The sequence below is a fragment of the Rhodoferax sp. genome (assembly GCF_028715765.1).
Taxonomy (GTDB): domain Bacteria; phylum Pseudomonadota; class Gammaproteobacteria; order Burkholderiales; family Burkholderiaceae_C; genus Rhodoferax.
This window is the reverse complement of the sequence record NZ_JAQURE010000004.1, coordinates 45,051-63,740: the sequence shown is the minus strand read 5'-3', so window position 1 is coordinate 63,740 and position 18,690 is coordinate 45,051. Positions and strand designations below refer to the sequence as shown.

General features: G+C 58.4%; 13 protein-coding genes. 9 read left to right on the top strand and 4 right to left on the bottom strand.

All coding sequences use genetic code 11. The features are described from left to right. Window positions 1–31 precede the first annotated feature (31 nt). Both xdhA and xdhB read left to right on the top strand, forming a co-directional pair. On the top strand, window positions 32–1,498 hold the full coding sequence (gene xdhA, locus PHT20_RS02580) for a xanthine dehydrogenase small subunit (RefSeq protein WP_301019295.1): 1,467 nt from the start codon (window positions 32–34) through the stop codon (window positions 1,496–1,498). Beyond that, on the top strand, window positions 1,495–3,804 hold the full coding sequence (xdhB, locus tag PHT20_RS02575; protein WP_301019294.1) for a xanthine dehydrogenase molybdopterin binding subunit: 2,310 nt from the start codon (window positions 1,495–1,497) through the stop codon (window positions 3,802–3,804). Before xdhA ends, xdhB begins: the two co-directional genes overlap by 4 nt. A gap of 72 nt (window positions 3,805–3,876) precedes the next feature. On the opposite strand, the gene xdhC is transcribed toward xdhB, so the two are convergent. The 3 genes from xdhC to PHT20_RS02560 all read right to left on the bottom strand — a co-directional run bounded on the left by xdhC (window position 3,877) and on the right by PHT20_RS02560 (window position 8,371). Continuing rightward, the gene (gene xdhC, locus PHT20_RS02570) at window positions 3,877–4,704 is read right to left on the bottom strand and encodes a xanthine dehydrogenase accessory protein XdhC (protein ID WP_301019293.1); all 828 of its coding nucleotides are present in this window, start codon (window positions 4,702–4,704) and stop codon (window positions 3,877–3,879) included. Between the two features lie 81 nt (window positions 4,705–4,785). Further along, window positions 4,786–5,841, bottom strand: a complete 1,056-nt coding sequence (locus PHT20_RS02565) for an adenosine deaminase (protein ID WP_301019292.1) — start codon at window positions 5,839–5,841, stop codon at window positions 4,786–4,788. 121 nt (window positions 5,842–5,962) lie between these two features. Beyond that, on the bottom strand, window positions 5,963–8,371 hold the full coding sequence (locus PHT20_RS02560; RefSeq protein WP_301019291.1) for a UvrD-helicase domain-containing protein: 2,409 nt from the start codon (window positions 8,369–8,371) through the stop codon (window positions 5,963–5,965). A 21-nt stretch (window positions 8,372–8,392) separates the two neighbouring features. Between PHT20_RS02560 and PHT20_RS02555 the strand changes: the two genes are divergently transcribed. Both PHT20_RS02555 and PHT20_RS02550 read left to right on the top strand, forming a co-directional pair. Beyond that, window positions 8,393–8,584 (top strand): hypothetical protein, encoded by a 192-nt coding sequence (locus PHT20_RS02555; RefSeq protein ID WP_301019290.1) that lies wholly within the window; start codon window positions 8,393–8,395, stop codon window positions 8,582–8,584. Window positions 8,585–8,861: 277 nt separating this feature from the next. Next, complete coding sequence (locus PHT20_RS02550; RefSeq protein ID WP_301019289.1) at window positions 8,862–9,839, top strand: GMP reductase; 978 nt, start codon at window positions 8,862–8,864, stop codon at window positions 9,837–9,839. A gap of 73 nt (window positions 9,840–9,912) precedes the next feature. On the opposite strand, the gene ompA is transcribed toward PHT20_RS02550, so the two are convergent. Continuing rightward, the gene (gene ompA / locus PHT20_RS02545) at window positions 9,913–10,563 is read right to left on the bottom strand and encodes an outer membrane protein OmpA (protein WP_301019288.1); all 651 of its coding nucleotides are present in this window, start codon (window positions 10,561–10,563) and stop codon (window positions 9,913–9,915) included. Between the two features lie 262 nt (window positions 10,564–10,825). Here ompA and gyrA point away from each other — a divergent pair, with 262 nt between their 5' ends. From gyrA to PHT20_RS02520, 5 genes are all read left to right on the top strand, one after another. Beyond that, the gene (gyrA, locus tag PHT20_RS02540) at window positions 10,826–13,489 is read left to right on the top strand and encodes a DNA gyrase subunit A (RefSeq protein WP_301019287.1); all 2,664 of its coding nucleotides are present in this window, start codon (window positions 10,826–10,828) and stop codon (window positions 13,487–13,489) included. A 71-nt stretch (window positions 13,490–13,560) separates the two neighbouring features. After that, window positions 13,561–14,649, top strand: coding sequence for a 3-phosphoserine/phosphohydroxythreonine transaminase (gene serC, locus PHT20_RS02535; protein ID WP_300088262.1), 1,089 nt, complete (start codon window positions 13,561–13,563; stop codon window positions 14,647–14,649). 31 nt (window positions 14,650–14,680) lie between these two features. Further along, the gene (pheA, locus tag PHT20_RS02530) at window positions 14,681–15,763 is read left to right on the top strand and encodes a prephenate dehydratase (RefSeq protein WP_300088260.1); all 1,083 of its coding nucleotides are present in this window, start codon (window positions 14,681–14,683) and stop codon (window positions 15,761–15,763) included. Continuing rightward, the gene (locus PHT20_RS02525) at window positions 15,763–16,641 is read left to right on the top strand and encodes a prephenate dehydrogenase/arogenate dehydrogenase family protein (RefSeq protein WP_301019355.1); all 879 of its coding nucleotides are present in this window, start codon (window positions 15,763–15,765) and stop codon (window positions 16,639–16,641) included. Before pheA ends, PHT20_RS02525 begins: the two co-directional genes overlap by 1 nt. Continuing rightward, the gene (locus PHT20_RS02520) at window positions 16,635–18,632 is read left to right on the top strand and encodes a bifunctional 3-phosphoshikimate 1-carboxyvinyltransferase/cytidylate kinase (protein WP_301019286.1); all 1,998 of its coding nucleotides are present in this window, start codon (window positions 16,635–16,637) and stop codon (window positions 18,630–18,632) included. Before PHT20_RS02525 ends, PHT20_RS02520 begins: the two co-directional genes overlap by 7 nt. Window positions 18,633–18,690 lie beyond the last annotated feature (58 nt).

The following is an 18,690-nucleotide window of genomic DNA, read 5'->3' as shown; positions in this document are numbered from 1 at the left end:
CTTGTGGATATCCTGCCTCTGATTGCTGCCCATGAATCACCCTGAACTTACGTTTGTCTGGCGTGGCGAGATCGTCTCGCTGCGCAATGTACCACCCACCCGCACCCTGCTGCAGTTGCTGCGCGAAGACCTGGGCCACAGCGCCACCAAAGAGGGCTGCAACGAGGGCGACTGCGGGGCCTGCACCGTGGTGCTGGCTGAAAACCAGGGCGGCCAGATACGCTATCTGGCAGTCAACAGTTGCATCCGCCTGGCGCATTCGATTCACGGCATGGCCTTGTGGACGGCGGCGGATCTGAGCTCGCCAGACCAGACACCCCACCCGGTGCAACAAGCCTTGCACCAGTGCCATGCCAGCCAGTGTGGCTTTTGCACCCCAGGTTTTGCCATGAGCTTGTTTGGCCTGTACCAGAACCAGGTGCTGAATGACCAGCCGGTGACCCGCAGCGTGGCGCAAGAAGCGCTGTCGGGCAACCTGTGCCGCTGCACCGGTTACCGGCCCATTCTGGATGCCGCTCAACAGATGCAGCACTTGCCCAAGCAGTCATTGAATGAAGTTCAATTGCTACAACAATTAGAGCTTCTTGCGCATGATTCACCTGGTCTAGAGGCCAATTTTTCATATAAAAATCCACTCACACTAGAAAACTTGCTGAGCCAGCGTGCCGCTCACCCGCAAGCCCAGATCGTGGCCGGCTGTACCGATGTGGGCCTGTGGGTCAACAAGTTGCACATGGACTTTGCCCAGGTGCTGGATGTGACCCGCGTGGCAGAGCTGCGGCAGATCGAGGCCACCACCAGCCACACCGTGATTGGCGCAGCGGTGCGCTTGACCGATGCCTTTGCAGCGCTGGAGGCCGAGCGGCCCCAGTTGCACAGCTTCTTCAGCCGCTTTGCCGGGCTGCCGGTGCGCAACTCTGGCACGCTGGTCGGCAACATTGCCAACGGCTCCCCGATTGGCGACAGCATGCCGCTGCTGATTGCCTTGCGTGCCAGCGTGGTGCTGATGAGTGTGCATGGCAGCAGAGAACTGCCGCTGGAAGATTTCTACACCGGTTACCGCAAAAACCTGCTGGCTGCCGATGAGGTGCTGGCCTATGTGCATGTGCCCCGCCCGCAAGCTGGCGAACAGCTGCGGGCTTACAAAATCTCCAAGCGCATGGAGGACGACATTTCAGCCGTCTGCCTGGTGATCAACTTGCAGATTCAGAACGGCCACATTGCGCACGCCAGCATCGGCGCAGGCGGCGTGGCGGCCACCCCGGCACGCGCCCGGCAAACCGAGACGGCGTTACAAGGCCAGCCCTGGGCGCATGCCAGCTTGAGCCAGGCCATCTCCACCCTGCGCGGTGAATTCCAGCCGATTTCTGACATGCGGGCCAGCGCCGCTTACCGCACCCAGGTGCTGGGCAATCTGCTGGAACGCTTCTGGCAGGAGATTCAAGACCCCACATCAGCCAGCCTGCTGAACCTGAGCCTGGAAGGAGATGCCCCATGACATCGACCACGACCGCAGCGGGCCAGTCCCACCCGCACGAAAGTGCCGCCGCCCAAATTGCCGGAGCGGCCCTCTACATTGACGACCTGCCCGAGGTGCGCGGCACACTCTACGCCGCCCCCATCTTGTCCAAGGTGGCGCACGGCAAATTGATCTGCATCGACACCCAGGCCACTCTGGCCCGGCACGGCGTGCGGGCGGTGCTGCTGGCCGCCGACGTGCCTGGCCACAAGATGCTGGCCGCGTTTGCCGGGGACGAACCGGTGTTTGCCATCGACACGGTGCAGTATGTCGGCCAGGCTTTGGGCGTAGTGGTGGCTGACAGCATGGCGCAAGCGCTGCATGCCGCCAGCCATGTGACGGCGCAAATTGAACCCTTGCCCGCCGTGCTGGACGTGCGCCAGGCCCTGGCAGCGCAGAGTTTTGTGCTGCCGCCGGTGACGGTGCGCCGGGGTGATGCCGCCCAGGCATTGGCGCGTGCGCCGCACCGCTTGCAAGGCACGCTGGAGGTCGGTGGCCAGGAGCACTTTTACCTGGAAGGCCAGATCGCCTACGCCCTGCCGCAAGAACAGAACCAGTGGCTCATCCACAGCAGCACCCAGCACCCCGGCGAGGTGCAACACTGGGTGGCGCATGCCTTGGGGCTGGACAACCACGCGGTGCGGGTCGAATGCCGACGCATGGGCGGTGGTTTTGGCGGCAAGGAAACCCAGGCGGGGCATCTGGCCGTGTGGGCCGCTGTGGCCGCGCACAAGCTCAAAAAACCCGTGAAACTGCGGCTGGACCGCGACGATGACTTCATGATCACCGGCAAGCGCCACCCCTTCACCTATGACTACACGGCGGGTTTTGATGACACCGGCAGGCTGTGCGGCCTGCGTCTGGACATGCTGGTGGCCTGCGGCTTCAGCGCCGATTTGTCCGGCCCGGTGGCCGACCGCGCGATTTTTCACGCCGACAACGCCTACTTTCTGCAAGACGTGGACATCACCTCGTACCGCTGCAAGCTCAACACCCAGAGCCACACCGCGTTTCGCGGCTTTGGCGGGCCGCAGGGCATGATCGTCACCGAGGCCATTCTGGGTGACATTGCCCGCTACCTCGGGCTCGACCCCTTGGCGGTGCGGCGGCGCAACGTGTACAGCGAGGAGCCGGTGGATGCCAATGCCAACTCCAAGCGCAACACCACCCACTATGGCATGCAGGTAGAAGGTAACATCCTCGCCCCATTGCTCTCAAAATTGGAGCTGTCTGCGCATTACCAGAAAAGGCGAGAGGCCATTTTGACTTGGAACTCTGAAAACCCGGTAGTGAAACGCGGCATCGCCATCACACCAGTCAAATTTGGCATCAGCTTCACCGCCACGCTGTTCAACCAGGCCGGGGCTTTGGTGCATGTGTACCTGGACGGCAGCATCATGGTGAACCACGGCGGCACCGAGATGGGGCAAGGCCTGCACACCAAAGTGGCACAAATCGTGGCCGATGAGTTGGGCGTGCCCTTGCACCGGGTGTTGCCCAGTGCCAGCGACACCGGCAAAATCCCCAACGCCTCAGCCACCGCCGCCTCAGCGGGCACCGACTTGAATGGCCGCGCCGCCCAGTTTGCGGCACGCCATGTGCGGGACAACCTGGCCGCGTTTGTGTCTGGCCTTGACGGCGTGGGCGCTGGTGCGGTGCAGTTTGCAGGCGGACAGGTCATCACCCCAAAAACCACGCGCAGCTTTGAAGCCGTGGTGGCGCTGGCCTACGCTAACCGCATCCAACTCTGGAGCGACGGCTTTTACCGCACACCCAAAATCCATTACGACAAGACCACCCTCACCGGGCGCCCGTTTTACTACTTTGCCTATGGTGCAGCCTGCACCGAAGTGGCCATTGACACCCTCACCGGCGAAAGCCGGGTGCTGAAGGTTGACATCCTGCACGACGTGGGCCGCTCGATCAACCCGGCCATTGACATCGGGCAAATTGAGGGAGGATTTATCCAAGGCATGGGCTGGCTGACCACCGAAGAACTGGTCTGGAACGCCCAGGGTGTGCCGTCAACCCACGCCCCCAGCACCTACAAAATACCTACTTCGGGTGATGTGCCCGCGCATTTCAAGATTGATTTATGGCCAGAGCCCAACACCGAGGACAACGTGTTTGGCTCCAAAGCCGTGGGTGAGCCACCTTTCATGCTGGCGATCAGTGTGTTTGAGGCCTTGCGTGATGCGGTGGCGCAGGCGCGTGGGGATGGTAAACCGGTGTCATTGAATGCACCCGCCACGTCAGAGCGGGTGTTATGGGCACTTAAAAAATAAAATGCCGCCAAATGGGCTCAGCGCAGCAGCAAATTCAACCCATCCAATCCGTCACTTTCCAGTCACTTTCCATCATGACGTCCTTTGAGAAATGACTTGCAAGAGTTGGGCCGCCACCGCTACGGCGATCACTTCCGGCGCTTTGCCGGTGATGCCAGGCAGGCCAATCGGGCAGGTCACCTGCGCCAATTCTGCTGGCGTATAGCTGCGTGCCAGCAAGCGGTGGCTGAAGCTGGCCCATTTGGTGCGGCTGCCAATCAAGCCAATAAAAGACAAATCGGCCTGCGCGCGCTGGCGCGCCAGACAAGCGGTCACCACGTCAAGGTCTTCAGCGTGGCTAAAGCTCATCACCAACACCAGCGCACCCGGAGCCACATCAGCCACGGCTGACTGCACCGGGTCAGCGTGCTCGGCGCTCACATTGGTCGGCAAAGATGTCGGAAAAACTTCATCGCGACTGTCTACCCAGCGCACACGCAATGGCAAGGGTGCCAGCGTGTGCACCAGCGCCCGCGACACGTGGCCGCCGCCAAACAGGGCAATGTGTGGCCAATCGGCACGGATCTGGGCAAAAGCAGCCTGCAAGCGCGGCATGTCTGCGGCGCTGACCGGCTCGAACTTCAGCACCACCTCTCCACCGCAACACTGGCCCAGCGTTGGCCCCAGCACATACCGCACCAGAGGTTCACCCGGCGCGCCACGCAAGCGCGCGCTGGCTTCGGCCATGGCCTGCCACTCTAGATGCCCGCCGCCTACCGTGCCCACGGTGCTTTCGGCAAACACCGCCATCCAGGCGCCGGCTTCGCGCGGTACCGATCCGCGGTGACTGTGCACACTGACCAAGATGGCATCTTGCGTGCGCAACTGCGCCAGAAACAGGGGTTCAGTGCTCACAAACATTTATCTTTTCAAAACAACAGATGCTCTTGTAGCCAAACCTGAGCCTGTGTTGAGGCCACTCACTATTGAATCCGCCAACGGTCAACTGCGAAAAATAGGATCAAAGGTCTCGTAAAACGCCTCCAACCGGTCATGCAACACCCGCTTGGCTGATGCGTCAATGAAACTGGCCTCAAAACTGTTGTGCGCCAATTGCCAGGCGTGTTGGGCGGTGAGCCCGAGCGCCGCAAAGGTCTGGGTGAAATTTTCATTGATGTAACCACCAAAATACGCCGGATCGTCTGAATTGACGGTGGCCACCAGCCCAGCATCCAGCATGCCACCCAGGTTGTGCTGCGCCAAGGTGGGGAACACACGCAGCTTCAGGTTGGACAGCGGACACACCGTGAGCGGCACCTTGTCTCGTACCAAACGCTGGATCAAGGCGGGGTCGCGAAGGGCTTGCACGCCATGGTCAATGCGCTCAACCCTCAAAACATCCAGAGCACTCCAGATGTAGGCTGGCGGCCCCTCTTCACCCGCATGCGCCACCAGCCTGAAGTCAAGTGCACGCGCTTTGGCAAACACCTTGGCGAATTTCTCGGGCGGGTGCCCAAGCTCGCTCGATGCCAAGCCAATACCAACCAATTTTTCCCGCAGCGGCAGGGCTTGCTCCAGCGCTTCAAAAGCCTGCGCCTCGCTCAAATGGCGCAAGAAGCACAGGATCAGTGAAGCACTCAAGCCCAGTTTGGCCTGGGCATCAACACAGGCGCGGTGCAGGCCGTTGATGACCACATCGGCAGCCACACCATGGCCGGTGTGGGTTTGGGTGTCGAAAAAAATCTCGGTGTGCAACACGTTGTCCGCTGCGGCGCGCTGCAGGTAGGCCCAGGCCATGTCGTAAAAGTCTTGCTCGACTCTCAGCACCAAGGTGCCGGCGTGGTAAATGTCCAGAAACTCCTGCAGGTTGTTGAACACGTAAGCGCGGCGAAGTGATTCCACATCGGGGTACGGCACAGTGAGGCCATTGCGAGCAGCCAGCGCAAACATCAATTCAGGCTCCAGCGAACCCTCAATGTGCATGTGCAATTCGGCCTTGGGCATGCGCCTGAGCAACTCTGGCAAATGTTCAACAGAGACAGGTTTCAATAGTTTCATTCTCGACGGCCTGGTAAATGTGGTTCTGATTTGATGCAAACCCAATAGTCATGCAGGTTTGGGGTCGATTTTGACTTGTCAATCTGCGAAAAATCACAACGACTGCACCCCCCTCATAGCCTCACAACGGCGTGAGTTTGGCCACGCTCAAAGCCAGCCACTTGACGCCATGGCGTGGAAAATTGATTTGAGCCCGGGCATCATCCCCCGCACCTTCCAGGCTCAACACCGTGCCTTCGCCAAACTTGTTGTGAAACACTTTTTGCTTCACCTGCAAGCCCGTGGGCGGCGTTTTTTGAGTCGGCACAGGCGCTGTGGTGAATTTTGAAAAATCAGTGCCAAAATGGCCTCTAGCGCTTGATGAATAAGCGCTAGTAGCTCCGTATTTCATAGTATTTGAAGCACTGCCTGCGTGACCAAAACCTTGATTCTTTGGGGTGATCCACTTCAATGCGGCATCGGGTAGTTCTTCAAAAAACCGGCTTTTCAGGTTGTAGCGGGTCTGGCCGTGCAGCATGCGTGTTTGCGCGTGGCTCAGGTAGAGGCGTTTGCGCGCGCGGGTGATGGCCACATACATCAGGCGGCGTTCTTCCTCCAGGCTGTCGCGGTCCGTCATTGAGTTTTCGTGCGGGAAAAGCCCTTCTTCCATGCCAGTGATGAACACGCAGTCAAATTCCAACCCCTTGCTGGCGTGCACGGTCATGAGCTGGATGGCATCTTGGCCGGCTTGCGCCTGGTTGTCGCCCGCTTCCAAAGCGGCATGGGTCAAAAAAGCCGCCAGTGGCGACAAGGTTTCGCCGGTGTCGGCATCGGGCGCAGGAAGGTCTTGCAGCGACAGGTTCGGGTCTAGCCCTTGGGACGCGGGGGATTGAGACAGTGCGTTACCCAATTCATCCACTGGCAAGCCCACTGCATCGCGCCCAAAGCCTTCAATGCTGACAAAGCTCTCAGCGGCATTGACCAACTCTTGCAAGTTTTCGACCCGGTCAGCACCTTCTCGGTCAGCACGGTAGTGTTCAACCAAGCCGCTGTGCGCCAGCGTGCGCTCAATGGTCTCGCGCAGGCTCAAGCCTTGGGTTTGCTCGCGCAGCACGTCGATGCCTGCCAAAAATGCGCCAATATTGGTGCCAGCCTTGCCACTGAGGGCGCTGACTGCGTCGCTCAAGGCACAGCCGCTGGCACGCGCCAGGTCTTGCAACTGCTCCAAACTGCGCGGGCCGATGCCACGCGGGGGAAAGTTCACCGCACGCATGAAGCTGGTGTCGTCACGCGGGTTCTCCAGCAGGCGCAGGTAGGCCAGTGCATTTTTGATTTCAGCGCGCTCAAAAAAGCGCAAGCCACCGTAGACTTTATAGGGCATGCCAGCGTTAAAAAGTGCCGTTTCAATCACCCGGCTTTGCGCGTTGCTGCGGTAGAGCACGGCAATCTCGCTGCGCACGATGTCGTCGCGCACCAACTGCTTCATTTCATCCACCATCCAAGTAGCTTCGGCAAAGTCGCTGGGGGCTTCATACACGCGCACGGGCTCGCCCGGGCCCTGTGCGGTGCGCAGGTTTTTACCCAGGCGCTTGCTGTTGTGGTCGATGAGGGCGTTGGCGCTGTCAAGGATGTTGCTGCCACTGCGGTAGTTTTCTTCCAGCTTGATCTGATGCTGGACGCCAAATTCACGCACAAAGTCAGCCATGTTGCCCACGCGTGCGCCGCGAAAAGCGTAGATGCTTTGGTCATCGTCACCCACTGCCATGACGCAGCCAGTAGGCGTAAAAGCGCTTTCTAGACTGCTGTTGGCACCTGTTCCAGCCAACATCTTGATCCACAGGTATTGCAGCTTGTTGGTGTCCTGGAACTCGTCAATCAAAATATGCCGAAAGCGGCGCTGGTAGTGTTCACGAATGGCATCGTTGTCGCGCAGCAGCTCGTAACTGCGCAGCATCAGCTCGCCAAAGTCCACCACGCCTTCGCGCTGGCACTGCTCTTCATACAGCTGGTACAGCTCTGTTTTTTTACGGGTTTCTTCGTCGCGTGCTACCACATCCTTGGGGCGCATGCCGTCTTCTTTGCAGCCGCCAATGAACCACTGCGTTTGTTTGGCGGGGTAACGCTCGTCGTCCACCCCAAACTGCTTGTACAAGCGCTTGATGCTGGAGAGCTGGTCTTGGGTGTCGAGAATCTGGAAGGTTTGCGGCAGGTTGGCCAACTTGTAGTGGGCGCGCAGCAGCCGGTTGCACAGGCCATGAAACGTGCCAATCCACATCCCGCGCACATTCAGCGGCAGCATGGCACTGAGCCGCGTCATCATCTCTTTGGCTGCCTTGTTGGTGAAGGTCACCGCCATGATGCCACCGGGGGAGACTTGACCGGTTTGCAGCAGCCAGGCAATGCGGGTCGTGAGCACCCGGGTTTTACCAGAACCAGCACCCGCCAGAATCAAGGCGTGCACTGAAGGCAGCGTTACGGCCGCCATCTGCTCCGGGTTCAGGTGATGGAGCAAGCTGGCATCCGGGCTTTGTTGTGTAATTGCGTTAAACATGTGTTCATTGTAGAAAGCACCATGAAATTGCCTCATCCAATCACCCAGCTGCGCTCCCTTCTGGTCTGGTCATGCAGTGCTGCAGCACTGCTGTTTTGCAACTCGGCACAAAGCCAGTCCTCTTGCAGCAGTGACGATCAAACGCCTCCAACAGCGTTGCTCGAGCGCTTCATCAGCGCCGACTGCGCAGCCTGCCAGCGCGCCTGCGTTTGATCGGCTGGATTGAAAACGCCCAAGGTCAAATTCTCAGTCTGTCTGCCACCCACTGCCCAACGCATGAAAATCAGGCCAATTGAGAGATTGAACTTCATACAATCATTCTCCGAGCCCAAGCCATTGCAGCCTGGTTTTTTTTTGCAGATAAGGGTTGCCCCCGTGATCGGCAAAACACTGGCACAGCAATCCAAGCGTTCTCTTTCAACCCGACACACCCCAAACTTTTGAACCCTGTGCAAACACAGGGGTGCAGTCACGCAAGGAGACATATCCAATGGAAATTTTTGACTACGACAACATTCTTTTATTGCCACGCAAATGCCGGGTAGAAAGCCGGGCTGAGTGTGATGCCAGTGCCGAGCTTGGCCCACGGCGCTTTCGGCTACCAGTGGTTCCTGCCAACATGAAAACAGTGGTAAATGAAGACATTTGTGTGTGGTTGGCACAAAACGGCTATTTCTATGTGATGCACCGCTTTGACCTGGACAACGTCAAATTTGTGCAAGACATGGCAGCGCGCGGCCTGTATGCCTCCATTTCACTGGGCGTTAAAAAGCCTGATTACGACACCGTAGACCGACTGGTCTCGCTGGGGTTGACCCCCGAATACGTCACCATTGACATCGCGCATGGCCATGCAGACAGCGTGAAAAACATGATTGGCTATCTGCGCGACAAAATTCCCAGCACCTTCATCATTGCCGGCAACGTGGCCACACCCGAGGCGGTGATTGACCTGGAAAACTGGGGGGCCGACGCCACCAAGGTGGGCATTGGTCCGGGCAAAGTCTGTATCACCAAACTCAAAACCGGTTTTGGCACGGGCGGCTGGCAACTGAGTGCTGTGAAATGGTGCGCGCGTGTGGCCACCAAACCCATCATTGCCGATGGCGGTATTCGAGACCATGGCGACATTGCCAAAAGCATTCGGTTTGGTGCCTCGATGGTCATGATCGGCTCGCTGTTTGCCGGTCATGAAGAAAGTCCGGGGCAAACCGTGGAAGTCGATGGCAAGCTGTTCAAAGAATATTACGGTTCTGCCAGCGACTTCAACAAGGGGGAGTACAAGCACGTCGAAGGCAAACGTATTTTGGAACCCATCAAAGGCAAGCTGGCGCGCACCTTGATCGAGATGGAGCAAGACGTGCAAAGTTCAATCAGCTACTCAGGCGGAAAAAAACTCTCTGACATTCGCAAAGTCAATTACGTCACGCTCGGTGGCGACAATGCGGGTGAACATTTGCTGATGTGATGCCACTTCAGACAACAAAAAACCCGCCGAAGCGGGTTTTTTGACTGGCTCAAAGAGCGGCAGCAACAGCCAATTACTTGGCGCGTGTGCCCACCACTTCAATTTCAACGCGGCGGTTTTTGCTACGGCCTTCTTTGGTCTTGTTGTCTGCCACAGGTTGGGCTTCGCCCTTGCCTTCGGTGTACACACGGTTCTTTTCAATGCCCTTGGACACCAAATAAGCCTTCACAGCTTCCGAACGCTTCACAGACAGTTTTTGGTTGTAAGCGTCAGAGCCCACAGCATCGGTGTGACCCACAGCAATGATCACTTCGAGGTTGATGCCTTTGACTTTACCCACCAGGTCATCCAGCTTGGCCTTACCTTCTGGTTTCAAAACAGCTTTGTCAAAGTCAAAGAATGCATCAGCTGCGTAAGTCACCTTGGCGGCAGCCACCGGTGCAGGGGCTGGTGCAGGGGCTGGTGCAGCCTTGGCGGCTGGCGCAGCAGCTGCAGGCGCAGCAGGTGCAGGAGCTGCAGCTGCTTTGGGGGGAACGATGGCGCCATCGCAGGTGGCGGCAGCTGTTGCGGGTGTCCAGTTGGCATCGCGCCAGCAAAGTTCGTTGGTACCGTTTTTCCAAACAGTGCCGTCGGCTGCACGCCAGTTGTCAACAGACTGGGCACCAGCTGCAGTAGCGAGAGCTGCGGTGGCGATCAACATAGCCACTTGATTCAATTTTTTCATGATTCTCCTTAAAGGAAAGTAACTGCAGCAAAGCCGCATAAGTAAACAAACTTATCAAACAGACGCCCAATATGCCTATCACATTGAGAGTTGAAGTCATTGTGCCACAGCGCCTTCTGGCGTATTAACCCATTCCGGCGTCAAGCCCAAGCCCAGGAACCGAAAACGTGAACAATATGACCGCGCCGTTGCGAAGTAGCTACAAAGCAACAGCATAAAATGCAAAGCTCACTCAGAACTTGCCTAGACCCAAGCCCCGCTCATGACCCAGTTTGCCAAAGAAACCATACCCACCAGCCTTGCGGATGAAATGCGCCGCAGCTATCTGGATTACGCCATGAGCGTGATTGTGGGGCGCGCCCTGCCTGATGCGCGAGACGGTTTAAAACCTGTGCACAGGCGTGTGCTGTTTGCCATGCATGAGCTCAATAACGACTGGAACAAGGCTTACAAAAAATCTGCCCGCATTGTGGGGGACGTGATTGGTAAATACCACCCGCACGGCGACCAGTCGGTCTACGACACCATTGTTCGCATGGCGCAAGATTTTTCCATGCGCCACATGTTGGTCGATGGTCAAGGTAACTTTGGCTCGGTCGACGGCGACAACGCCGCCGCCATGCGTTACACCGAAATCCGCTTGGCCAAAATTGCCCACGAGCTGTTGGCTGACCTTGATAAAGAAACCGTTGATTTTGGCCCCAATTACGACGGGTCTGAAAAAGAACCGCTGGTGCTGCCCACCCGCTTGCCCAACTTGCTGGTCAATGGCTCCGGCGGTATTGCCGTAGGTATGGCCACCAACATCCCACCTCACAATTTGAATGAAGTGGTAGACGCTTGCCTGCATTTGCTGAAAAACCCAGAGGCCTCCATTGACAAGCTGATGGAGATCATTCCCGCGCCAGACTTCCCCACCGCCGGCATCATTTACGGCATTCAGGGGGTGAAAGACGGGTATCGCACCGGCCGTGGCCGGGTGGTCATGCGTGCCAAGTGCCATTTTGAAGACATCGACCGCGGCCAGCGCCAGGCCATCATCGTTGACGAATTGCCTTACCAGGTGAATAAAAAGACCCTGCAAGAGCGCATGGCTGAATTGGTACATGAGAAAAAAATTGAAGGCATCAGCCACATCCAAGACGAGTCAGACAAGTCTGGCATGCGCTTGGTGATTGAACTCAAGCGCGGTGAAGTGCCTGAGGTGGTGCTGAACAACCTGTACAAACAAACCCAGTTGCAAGACACCTTTGGCATGAACATGGTGGCCTTGATCAACGGCCAGCCCAAGCTGTGCAACCTGAAAGACCTGATTGAGGTCTTTATCAACCATCGCCGCGAGGTCGTGACCCGCAGAACCGTGTTTGAACTGCGCAAAGCACGCGACCGCGGTCATGTGCTCGAAGGTCTGGCTGTCGCGTTGGCCAACATTGACGAATTCATTCGCATCATCCGCGAGTCACCCACTCCACCAGTGGCCAAGGCTGAGCTGATGACGCACTCATGGGACAGTCAACTGGTGCGCGAAATGCTCACCCGCGCCAAAGCCGATGGCAGCGTGGTCAATGCCGATGACTACCGCCCCGATGGCTTGGAAATGCAGTTCGGCATGGGCAAAGATGGCTTGTACCGCCTGTCAGACACCCAAGCTGGCGAAATTTTGCAAATGCGGTTGCAGCGCCTCACCGGGCTTGAGCAAGACAAGATCGTGGCCGAATACAAAGAGGTCATGGCTGAAATTGACGACCTGCTGGATATTTTGGCCAAACCTGAACGCGTGTCCATCATCATCGGCGACGAACTGGGCGCCATCAAAACCGAGTTTGGCTTGACCAAAATCGGCGCACGCCGCAGTTTGGTCGAACACTCCTCATTTGACTTATCGACCGAAGACCTGATCACCCCCACCGACATGGTGGTCACCTTGAGCCACACCGGTTACATCAAAAGCCAGCCACTGTCTGAATACCGCTCGCAAAAGCGTGGCGGCCGCGGCAAACAAGCCACCGCCACCAAAGACGACGACTGGGTAGACCAGCTCTTTATTGCCAACACCCATGACTATTTGTTGTGTTTCTCCAATCGGGGGCGCATGTACTGGCTCAAGGTATGGGAAGTGCCACAAGGCTCGCGCGGCTCGCGTGGCCGCCCCATCGTCAACATGTTCCCGTTGGCTGAGGGTGAAAAAATCACCGTGGTGCTGGCCTTGACCGGTGAAAAACGCACTTTCCCCGCTGACCACTATGTGTTCATGGCCACCAGCATGGGCACGGTCAAGAAAACCGCGCTTGACGACTTCAGCAACCCACGCAAGGCGGGCATCATTGCCGTCGACCTGGACGAAGGCGACTTCTTGATTGGCGCGGCCTTGACCGACGGTCAACACGACGTGATGCTGTTTTCAGACGGCGGCAAGGCCGTGCGCTTTGACGAAAACGACGTGCGCCCCATGGGACGCCAAGCGCGCGGCGTGCGCGGCATGATGCTCGATGACGGCCAGAGCGTGATCGCCATGCTGGTGGCTGAAGATGAAACACAAAGCGTACTCACAGCCACCCAAAACGGCTACGGCAAACGCACCAGCATTGCCGAGTACACCCGCCACGGGCGCGGCACCAAGGGCATGATCGCCATCCAGCAAAGTGAACGCAACGGCAAAGTGGTGGCCGCCACGTTGGTGCATGCCGACGACGAAATCATGCTCATCACCGACAAAGGTGTGCTGGTGCGAACCCGCGTGGCTGAAATCCGTGAACTCGGGCGTGCCACCCAAGGGGTTACCTTAATTGGCTTGGACGATGGCTCGCAGCTCAGTGGCTTGCAACGCATTGTTGAAAACGATGCCATCACGGCCGCGCCAGACGAATCAGACAGCGCTGACAGTTCCCCGGACGGCGCTGCTGACCCAGATGTCACACAATCATAATTGATAGCTACTTACGCTTAATCCATAAGCGCTAGAGCCCTATTTGTTATAAATTTTTTTAACCCAACAAGATGCGCCCATTTAATTTTTCTGCAGGTCCCGCCGTAATGCCCGATGAGGTGCTGCACCAAGCCGCCGCCGAGATGCTGGACTGGCATGGCAGTGGCATGGGCGTGATGGAAATGAGCCACCGGGGCAAAGAGTTTGGCCAGATTTATGCTGAGGCCGAGGCCGACCTGCGCGAGCTCTTGGCCGTGCCCGCCCACTTCAAGCTGTTGTTCATGCAAGGCGGCGGGCTGGCTGAAAACGCCATCGTGCCGATGAACCTGTCACGCGCTGGCACGGCAGACTTTGTAGTCACAGGCAGTTGGAGCCAAAAGTCAGCTCAAGAAGCCGCCAAATACTGCACCGCTCATGAAGCCGCCAACACCCATGACAGCGGTCACACCACGCTGGCTGACCCGGCCACTTGGCAACTGAGCGCCAAGCCCGCTTATGTGCACCTGTGCTCCAACGAAACCATCCACGGTGTTGAAGTTCATGAACTGCCTGATTTGAAAGCCCTGGGCTGCGAGGCGCCCTTGGTGATTGATTTTTCATCTCACGTGGCTTCGCGCCCGGTGGACTGGTCACGTGTTGGCCTGGCCTTTGGGGGGGCTCAAAAAAACCTCGGCCCAGCCGGTTTGACCCTGGTGGTGGTGCGTGACGACCTGCTCGACCAAGCCCTGCCCCTGTGCCCCAGTGCCTTCACCTACAAAACAGTGGCTGCCAACCAGTCGATGTACAACACACCGCCCACTTACGCCATTTACATCGCCGGTTTGGTCTTCAAATGGCTCAAAGCCCAGGGCGGCATGACCGCCATGGAAGCGCGCAACAAAGCCAAAGCCGAGCTGCTTTACGCCGCCATTGATGCCTCCAGCCTGTACCAAAACCGGGTGGCCAAAAACTGCCGCTCACGCATGAACGTGCCGTTTTACCTGCGCCAGGAGTCGCTTAACGAAGCGTTTTTGGAAGGTGCCCGCGCCCGGCAACTGTTGCAGCTCAAAGGCCACAAATCGGTGGGTGGCATGCGCGCCAGCCTCTACAACGCCATGCCGCTTGAAGGCGTGCAAGCGCTGGTGACATACATGCGTGACTTCGAAGCCCAACACCTCTGACCTGTCCTCTTGCTCCAACCTACGCTTGCTCATGGCCAAAACCCTTGCTGAACTGCGCGTCGCCATTGATGCGCTCGACCTGGAACTGCTGACCCTGCTCAACCAGCGCGCTGGGCTGGCGCACGAGGTGGGCGAAATCAAAAAAATAGACGGCTCAGCCGTGTTTCGCCCAGACCGTGAAACCCAGGTCATCACCACCCTGCAAACCCACAACGCCGGCCCACTCAAAGACCACAGCCTGGGCTTGATTTGGCGCGAAATCATGTCGGCCTGCCGAGCGCTTGAAGCACCGCAACGGGTGGCGTATTTGGGGCCCGCCGGCACCTTCAGCGAGCAAGCGGCCATCCAGTTTTTTGGTGGCAGCATGTCACGCGTGTTGTGCGTCAGCATTGACGAAGTGTTTCGCGCAACCGCGGCTGGCAGCGCAGAATTTGGTGTGGTGCCGATTGAAAACTCCTCAGAAGGTGTGATCTCCCGCTCGCTTGACCTGCTGCTCAACTCGCCGCTGCACATCATTGGGGAGACCAGTTTTCTGGTGCGCCACAACCTGCTGCGCCTAGAGCCCGCGCTGCACGACATCGAAGCCGTTTACGCCCACCCGCAAGCGCTGGCGCAGTGCCAGGACTGGCTCACCACCCACCTGCCGCACGCCGAACGCCGCCCCGCCGCCAGCAACGCCGAAGGCGCACGCCTGGCCGCCACCAACCCGGCCTGGGCGGCCATTGCCAGCGAACGTGCTGGCAGCGAATTTGGGCTGCACATTGCCTCGTATGCCATCCAAGACGATGCCTTCAACCGCACCCGCTTTGCCATCATTTGCCTGCCCCACACCCTGGCCGCGCCGGCAGCCACGGGGCACGACTGCACCAGTTTGATTGTGTCGGTCAACAACCGCCCCGGTGCGGTACACGACTTGCTGGTGCCGCTTAAAAACCATGGGGTCTCCATGACCCGCTTTGAGTCGCGCCCGGCTCGCTCCGGCCAGTGGGAATATTATTTTTACATCGACCTGGCCGGTCACCCAGCGCAACCGCAAGTGGCAGCAGCCCTGCAAGAGCTGCAAAGCCTGTGTGCGTTTTACAAGGTACTGGGCACCTACCCGGTCAGCGCATGATGTTTGAACAGTTGGGCTTGATTGGCTGCGGGCTGATGGGCGGCTCGTTTGCGCTGGCACTCAAACGAGCGGGTTTGGTCAAACGGGTGGTGGGCTACAGCAAATCCCCCACCACCACCGAGCGGGCTCGACTGCTGGGCGTGATTGATGTCGAGGCACCGTCTGCCCTGCTGGCGGTGTCTGGCGCTGACATTGTGCTGATCGCCGTGCCCGTGGCGGCCACCGAGGCCACACTCAAAGCCATCAAACCCATGGTCACGCCGCAGATGCTGATCATGGACGTGGGCTCCACCAAAACCGATGTCATTGACGCAGCCCAGCGTGCCCTGCGCGACCAAATTGGCTCGTTTGTGCCCGCGCACCCCATTGCTGGCAAAGAGCGTGCTGGTGTGGACGCGGCTGACGCAGATTTGTACACCGGCTGCCCATTGATCTTGACCCCCACCGAGCGCACGCTCACCGCGCAACTCCAGCAAGCGCAAGCGCTGTGGACAGCGTTGGGCTGCAAGGTCATGCAAATGTCGTCGCAAGCGCATGATGCGGCGTTTGCGGCCGTCAGCCACCTGCCGCATGTGTTGGCCTTTGCGCTGATGAATTCGGTGCAGTCGCAAGCCCAGGGCGAGGCCTTTTTGGCATTGGCCGGCCCCGGGTTCAGAGACTTCACCCGCATTGCCGCCAGCGACCCCAAAGTTTGGCGCGACATTTTACTGGCCAACCGCACCGAGCTGCTCAAGCAAAGCCAATTGTTCCGAGCCCAGCTTGGCACTTTTGAAGCCCTGATGCACGCCGCCGATGCGCCTGCGCTTGAAGCCCTGATTGAGAACGCCAGCGCAGCACGCAGCGCCTGGCACATGACCCAACTGCCCAAACCATGCTAACCACCGCATTCATCGACCTGCCGCCCCTGCAATCAGCCTCGGGGAGGGTTCACCTGCCGGGCTCCAAAAGCATCTCAAACCGGGTGCTGCTGCTGGCAGCGCTTTGCCACGGGCGCACCACCTTGCACGATGTGCTGGACTCTGACGACACCCGTGTCATGCTCACCGCGCTGCGCCAATTGGGTTGCAGCATCGCGCAAGATGGGCACACGGTGGTGATCGACGGCTTGGGTGGCCAAGCCAAAGTCACACAGGCCCAGCTGTTCATGGGCAATGCAGGCACGGCCATTCGACCACTGACCGCCGCGTTGGCGCTGATGGGGGGCGATTTTGAACTCCGTGGCGTGGCACGCATGCATGAGCGCCCAATTGGTGACCTGGTCGATGCCCTGCGCCAGCTGGGTTGCCAAATTGACTACACCGGCCAAGAAGGCTACCCGCCGCTGCACATTGGCCAACCCCAGCTCAAGCTGAACGCACCCATCCAAGTGCGCGGCGATGTGTCGAGCCAATTTTTAACCGCCTTGCTGATGGCGTTGCCGCTGGTGGCCAAGCAGGCCATTCAGATTGAGGTGGTGGGCGAGTTGATTTCGCGCCCCTACATTGAGATCACCCTGAACCTGCTGGCGCGCTTTGGCATTCACATCGCGCGAGACGGCTGGCAGCGCTTTACCGTGCCGGCCGGTTGCAGCTACCAGTCGCCCGGCGTTTTGCATGTCGAGGCAGACGCATCTTCTGCTAGTTATTTCATAGCTTCTGGCGCAATAGCAGCAAGCTCTAGAGGCCAAAAAAGCATCAAGATTTTGGGCTTGGGCGCAGATTCCATTCAAGGCGATATTCGCTTCATTGAAGCCGCTCAAGCGATGGGCGCGAAGGTGTTAAGTGGTCCTCATTGGCTGGAGGTGTCGCAAGGTCAGTGGCCGCTCAAAGCCATTGACCTCGACTGCAACCACATCCCCGATGCCGCCATGACACTGGCCGTGATGGCGCTTTATGCCGACGGCACCACCACGCTGCGTCACATTGGCAGTTGGCGCGTCAAAGAAACAGATCGCATTGCTGCCATGGCCTGCGAACTGCGCAAACTCGGTGCCACTGTGGTGGAAGGCGCAGACTTCATTCAGATCACCCCACCTGCCAACGTGGCCGCCTGGCAAACAGGCAGCATTGACACCTATGACGACCACCGCATGGCCATGTGTTTTGCACTGTCAGCCTTCAACCCGGCGCACTTGCCGGTGCGGATTGTGGACCCCAAGTGTGTCGCAAAAACATTCCCGGATTATTTTGAAGCCTTGTTTTCGGTGGTGCAAACAGCGCCCGAAGACATTCCCGTGATTTGTGTCGATGGTCCCACTGCCTCCGGCAAGGGCACGCTGGCTGCCCAGGTGGCGAGCCAATTGGGTTACCACTTGCTCGACTCTGGTGCGCTTTACCGCATCACAGCCTTGGCTGCAACCCAAGCTGGCTTGCCACTGGACGCCTCTGCAGAGCTTGCCATTGCTGAGTTGGCCGAGCGCTTGCAAATTGAGTTCAAAGATGACCGTGTGCTGCTGGCTGATGCCGATGTCACAGACTTGATTCGACTCGAAAGCACGGGCATGCAAGCCTCTCAAGTGTCTGTGTTGCCCAAAGTGCGCAGCGCCTTGGTGGCCTTGCAACACGGCTTTCGCCGTCTGCCGGGGCTGGTGGCTGACGGGCGGGACATGGGCACCGAGATTTTTCCAGACGCTGCCTTGAAAGTTTTTTTGACCGCCAGTGCCGCGCAACGCGCGCAAAGACGCTTCAAACAGTTGATTTCAAAGGGGAACACCGCTACACTTGACAGTCTTCGCAAAGACCTAGAGGCCAGAGACGCCCGGGACATGTCCCGCCCTGTTTCACCCTTAAAGCCCGCGCAAGATGCCTTGCTGCTAGACAACTCTGACGTATCGATTGAAGCATCGGTACAACAGGTGTTGACCTGGTGGCAAAGCAAACAGCCTTTTTGACCTGTCATCAAGGCTAAAACCGCAAGGGCTAACCCCTTTGCATCGGCCCTCAACCAAC

Excerpts from the sequence above, each read along its gene's own strand:
- xdhA (WP_301019295.1), top strand. The coding sequence starts at position 32 with ATGAATCACCCTGAACTTACGTTTGTCTGGCGTGGCGAGATCGTCTCG.
- xdhB (WP_301019294.1), top strand. The coding sequence starts at position 1,495 with ATGACATCGACCACGACCGCAGCGGGCCAGTCCCACCCGCACGAAAGT.
- xdhC (WP_301019293.1), bottom strand. The coding sequence starts at position 4,704 with ATGTTTGTGAGCACTGAACCCCTGTTTCTGGCGCAGTTGCGCACGCAA.
- PHT20_RS02565 (WP_301019292.1), bottom strand. The coding sequence starts at position 5,841 with ATGAAACTATTGAAACCTGTCTCTGTTGAACATTTGCCAGAGTTGCTC.
- PHT20_RS02560 (WP_301019291.1), bottom strand. The coding sequence starts at position 8,371 with ATGTTTAACGCAATTACACAACAAAGCCCGGATGCCAGCTTGCTCCAT.
- PHT20_RS02555 (WP_301019290.1), top strand. The coding sequence starts at position 8,393 with ATGAAATTGCCTCATCCAATCACCCAGCTGCGCTCCCTTCTGGTCTGG.
- PHT20_RS02550 (WP_301019289.1), top strand. The coding sequence starts at position 8,862 with ATGGAAATTTTTGACTACGACAACATTCTTTTATTGCCACGCAAATGC.
- ompA (WP_301019288.1), bottom strand. The coding sequence starts at position 10,563 with ATGAAAAAATTGAATCAAGTGGCTATGTTGATCGCCACCGCAGCTCTC.
- gyrA (WP_301019287.1), top strand. The coding sequence starts at position 10,826 with ATGACCCAGTTTGCCAAAGAAACCATACCCACCAGCCTTGCGGATGAA.
- serC (WP_300088262.1), top strand. The coding sequence starts at position 13,561 with ATGCGCCCATTTAATTTTTCTGCAGGTCCCGCCGTAATGCCCGATGAG.
- pheA (WP_300088260.1), top strand. The coding sequence starts at position 14,681 with ATGGCCAAAACCCTTGCTGAACTGCGCGTCGCCATTGATGCGCTCGAC.
- PHT20_RS02525 (WP_301019355.1), top strand. The coding sequence starts at position 15,763 with ATGTTTGAACAGTTGGGCTTGATTGGCTGCGGGCTGATGGGCGGCTCG.
- PHT20_RS02520 (WP_301019286.1), top strand. The coding sequence starts at position 16,635 with ATGCTAACCACCGCATTCATCGACCTGCCGCCCCTGCAATCAGCCTCG.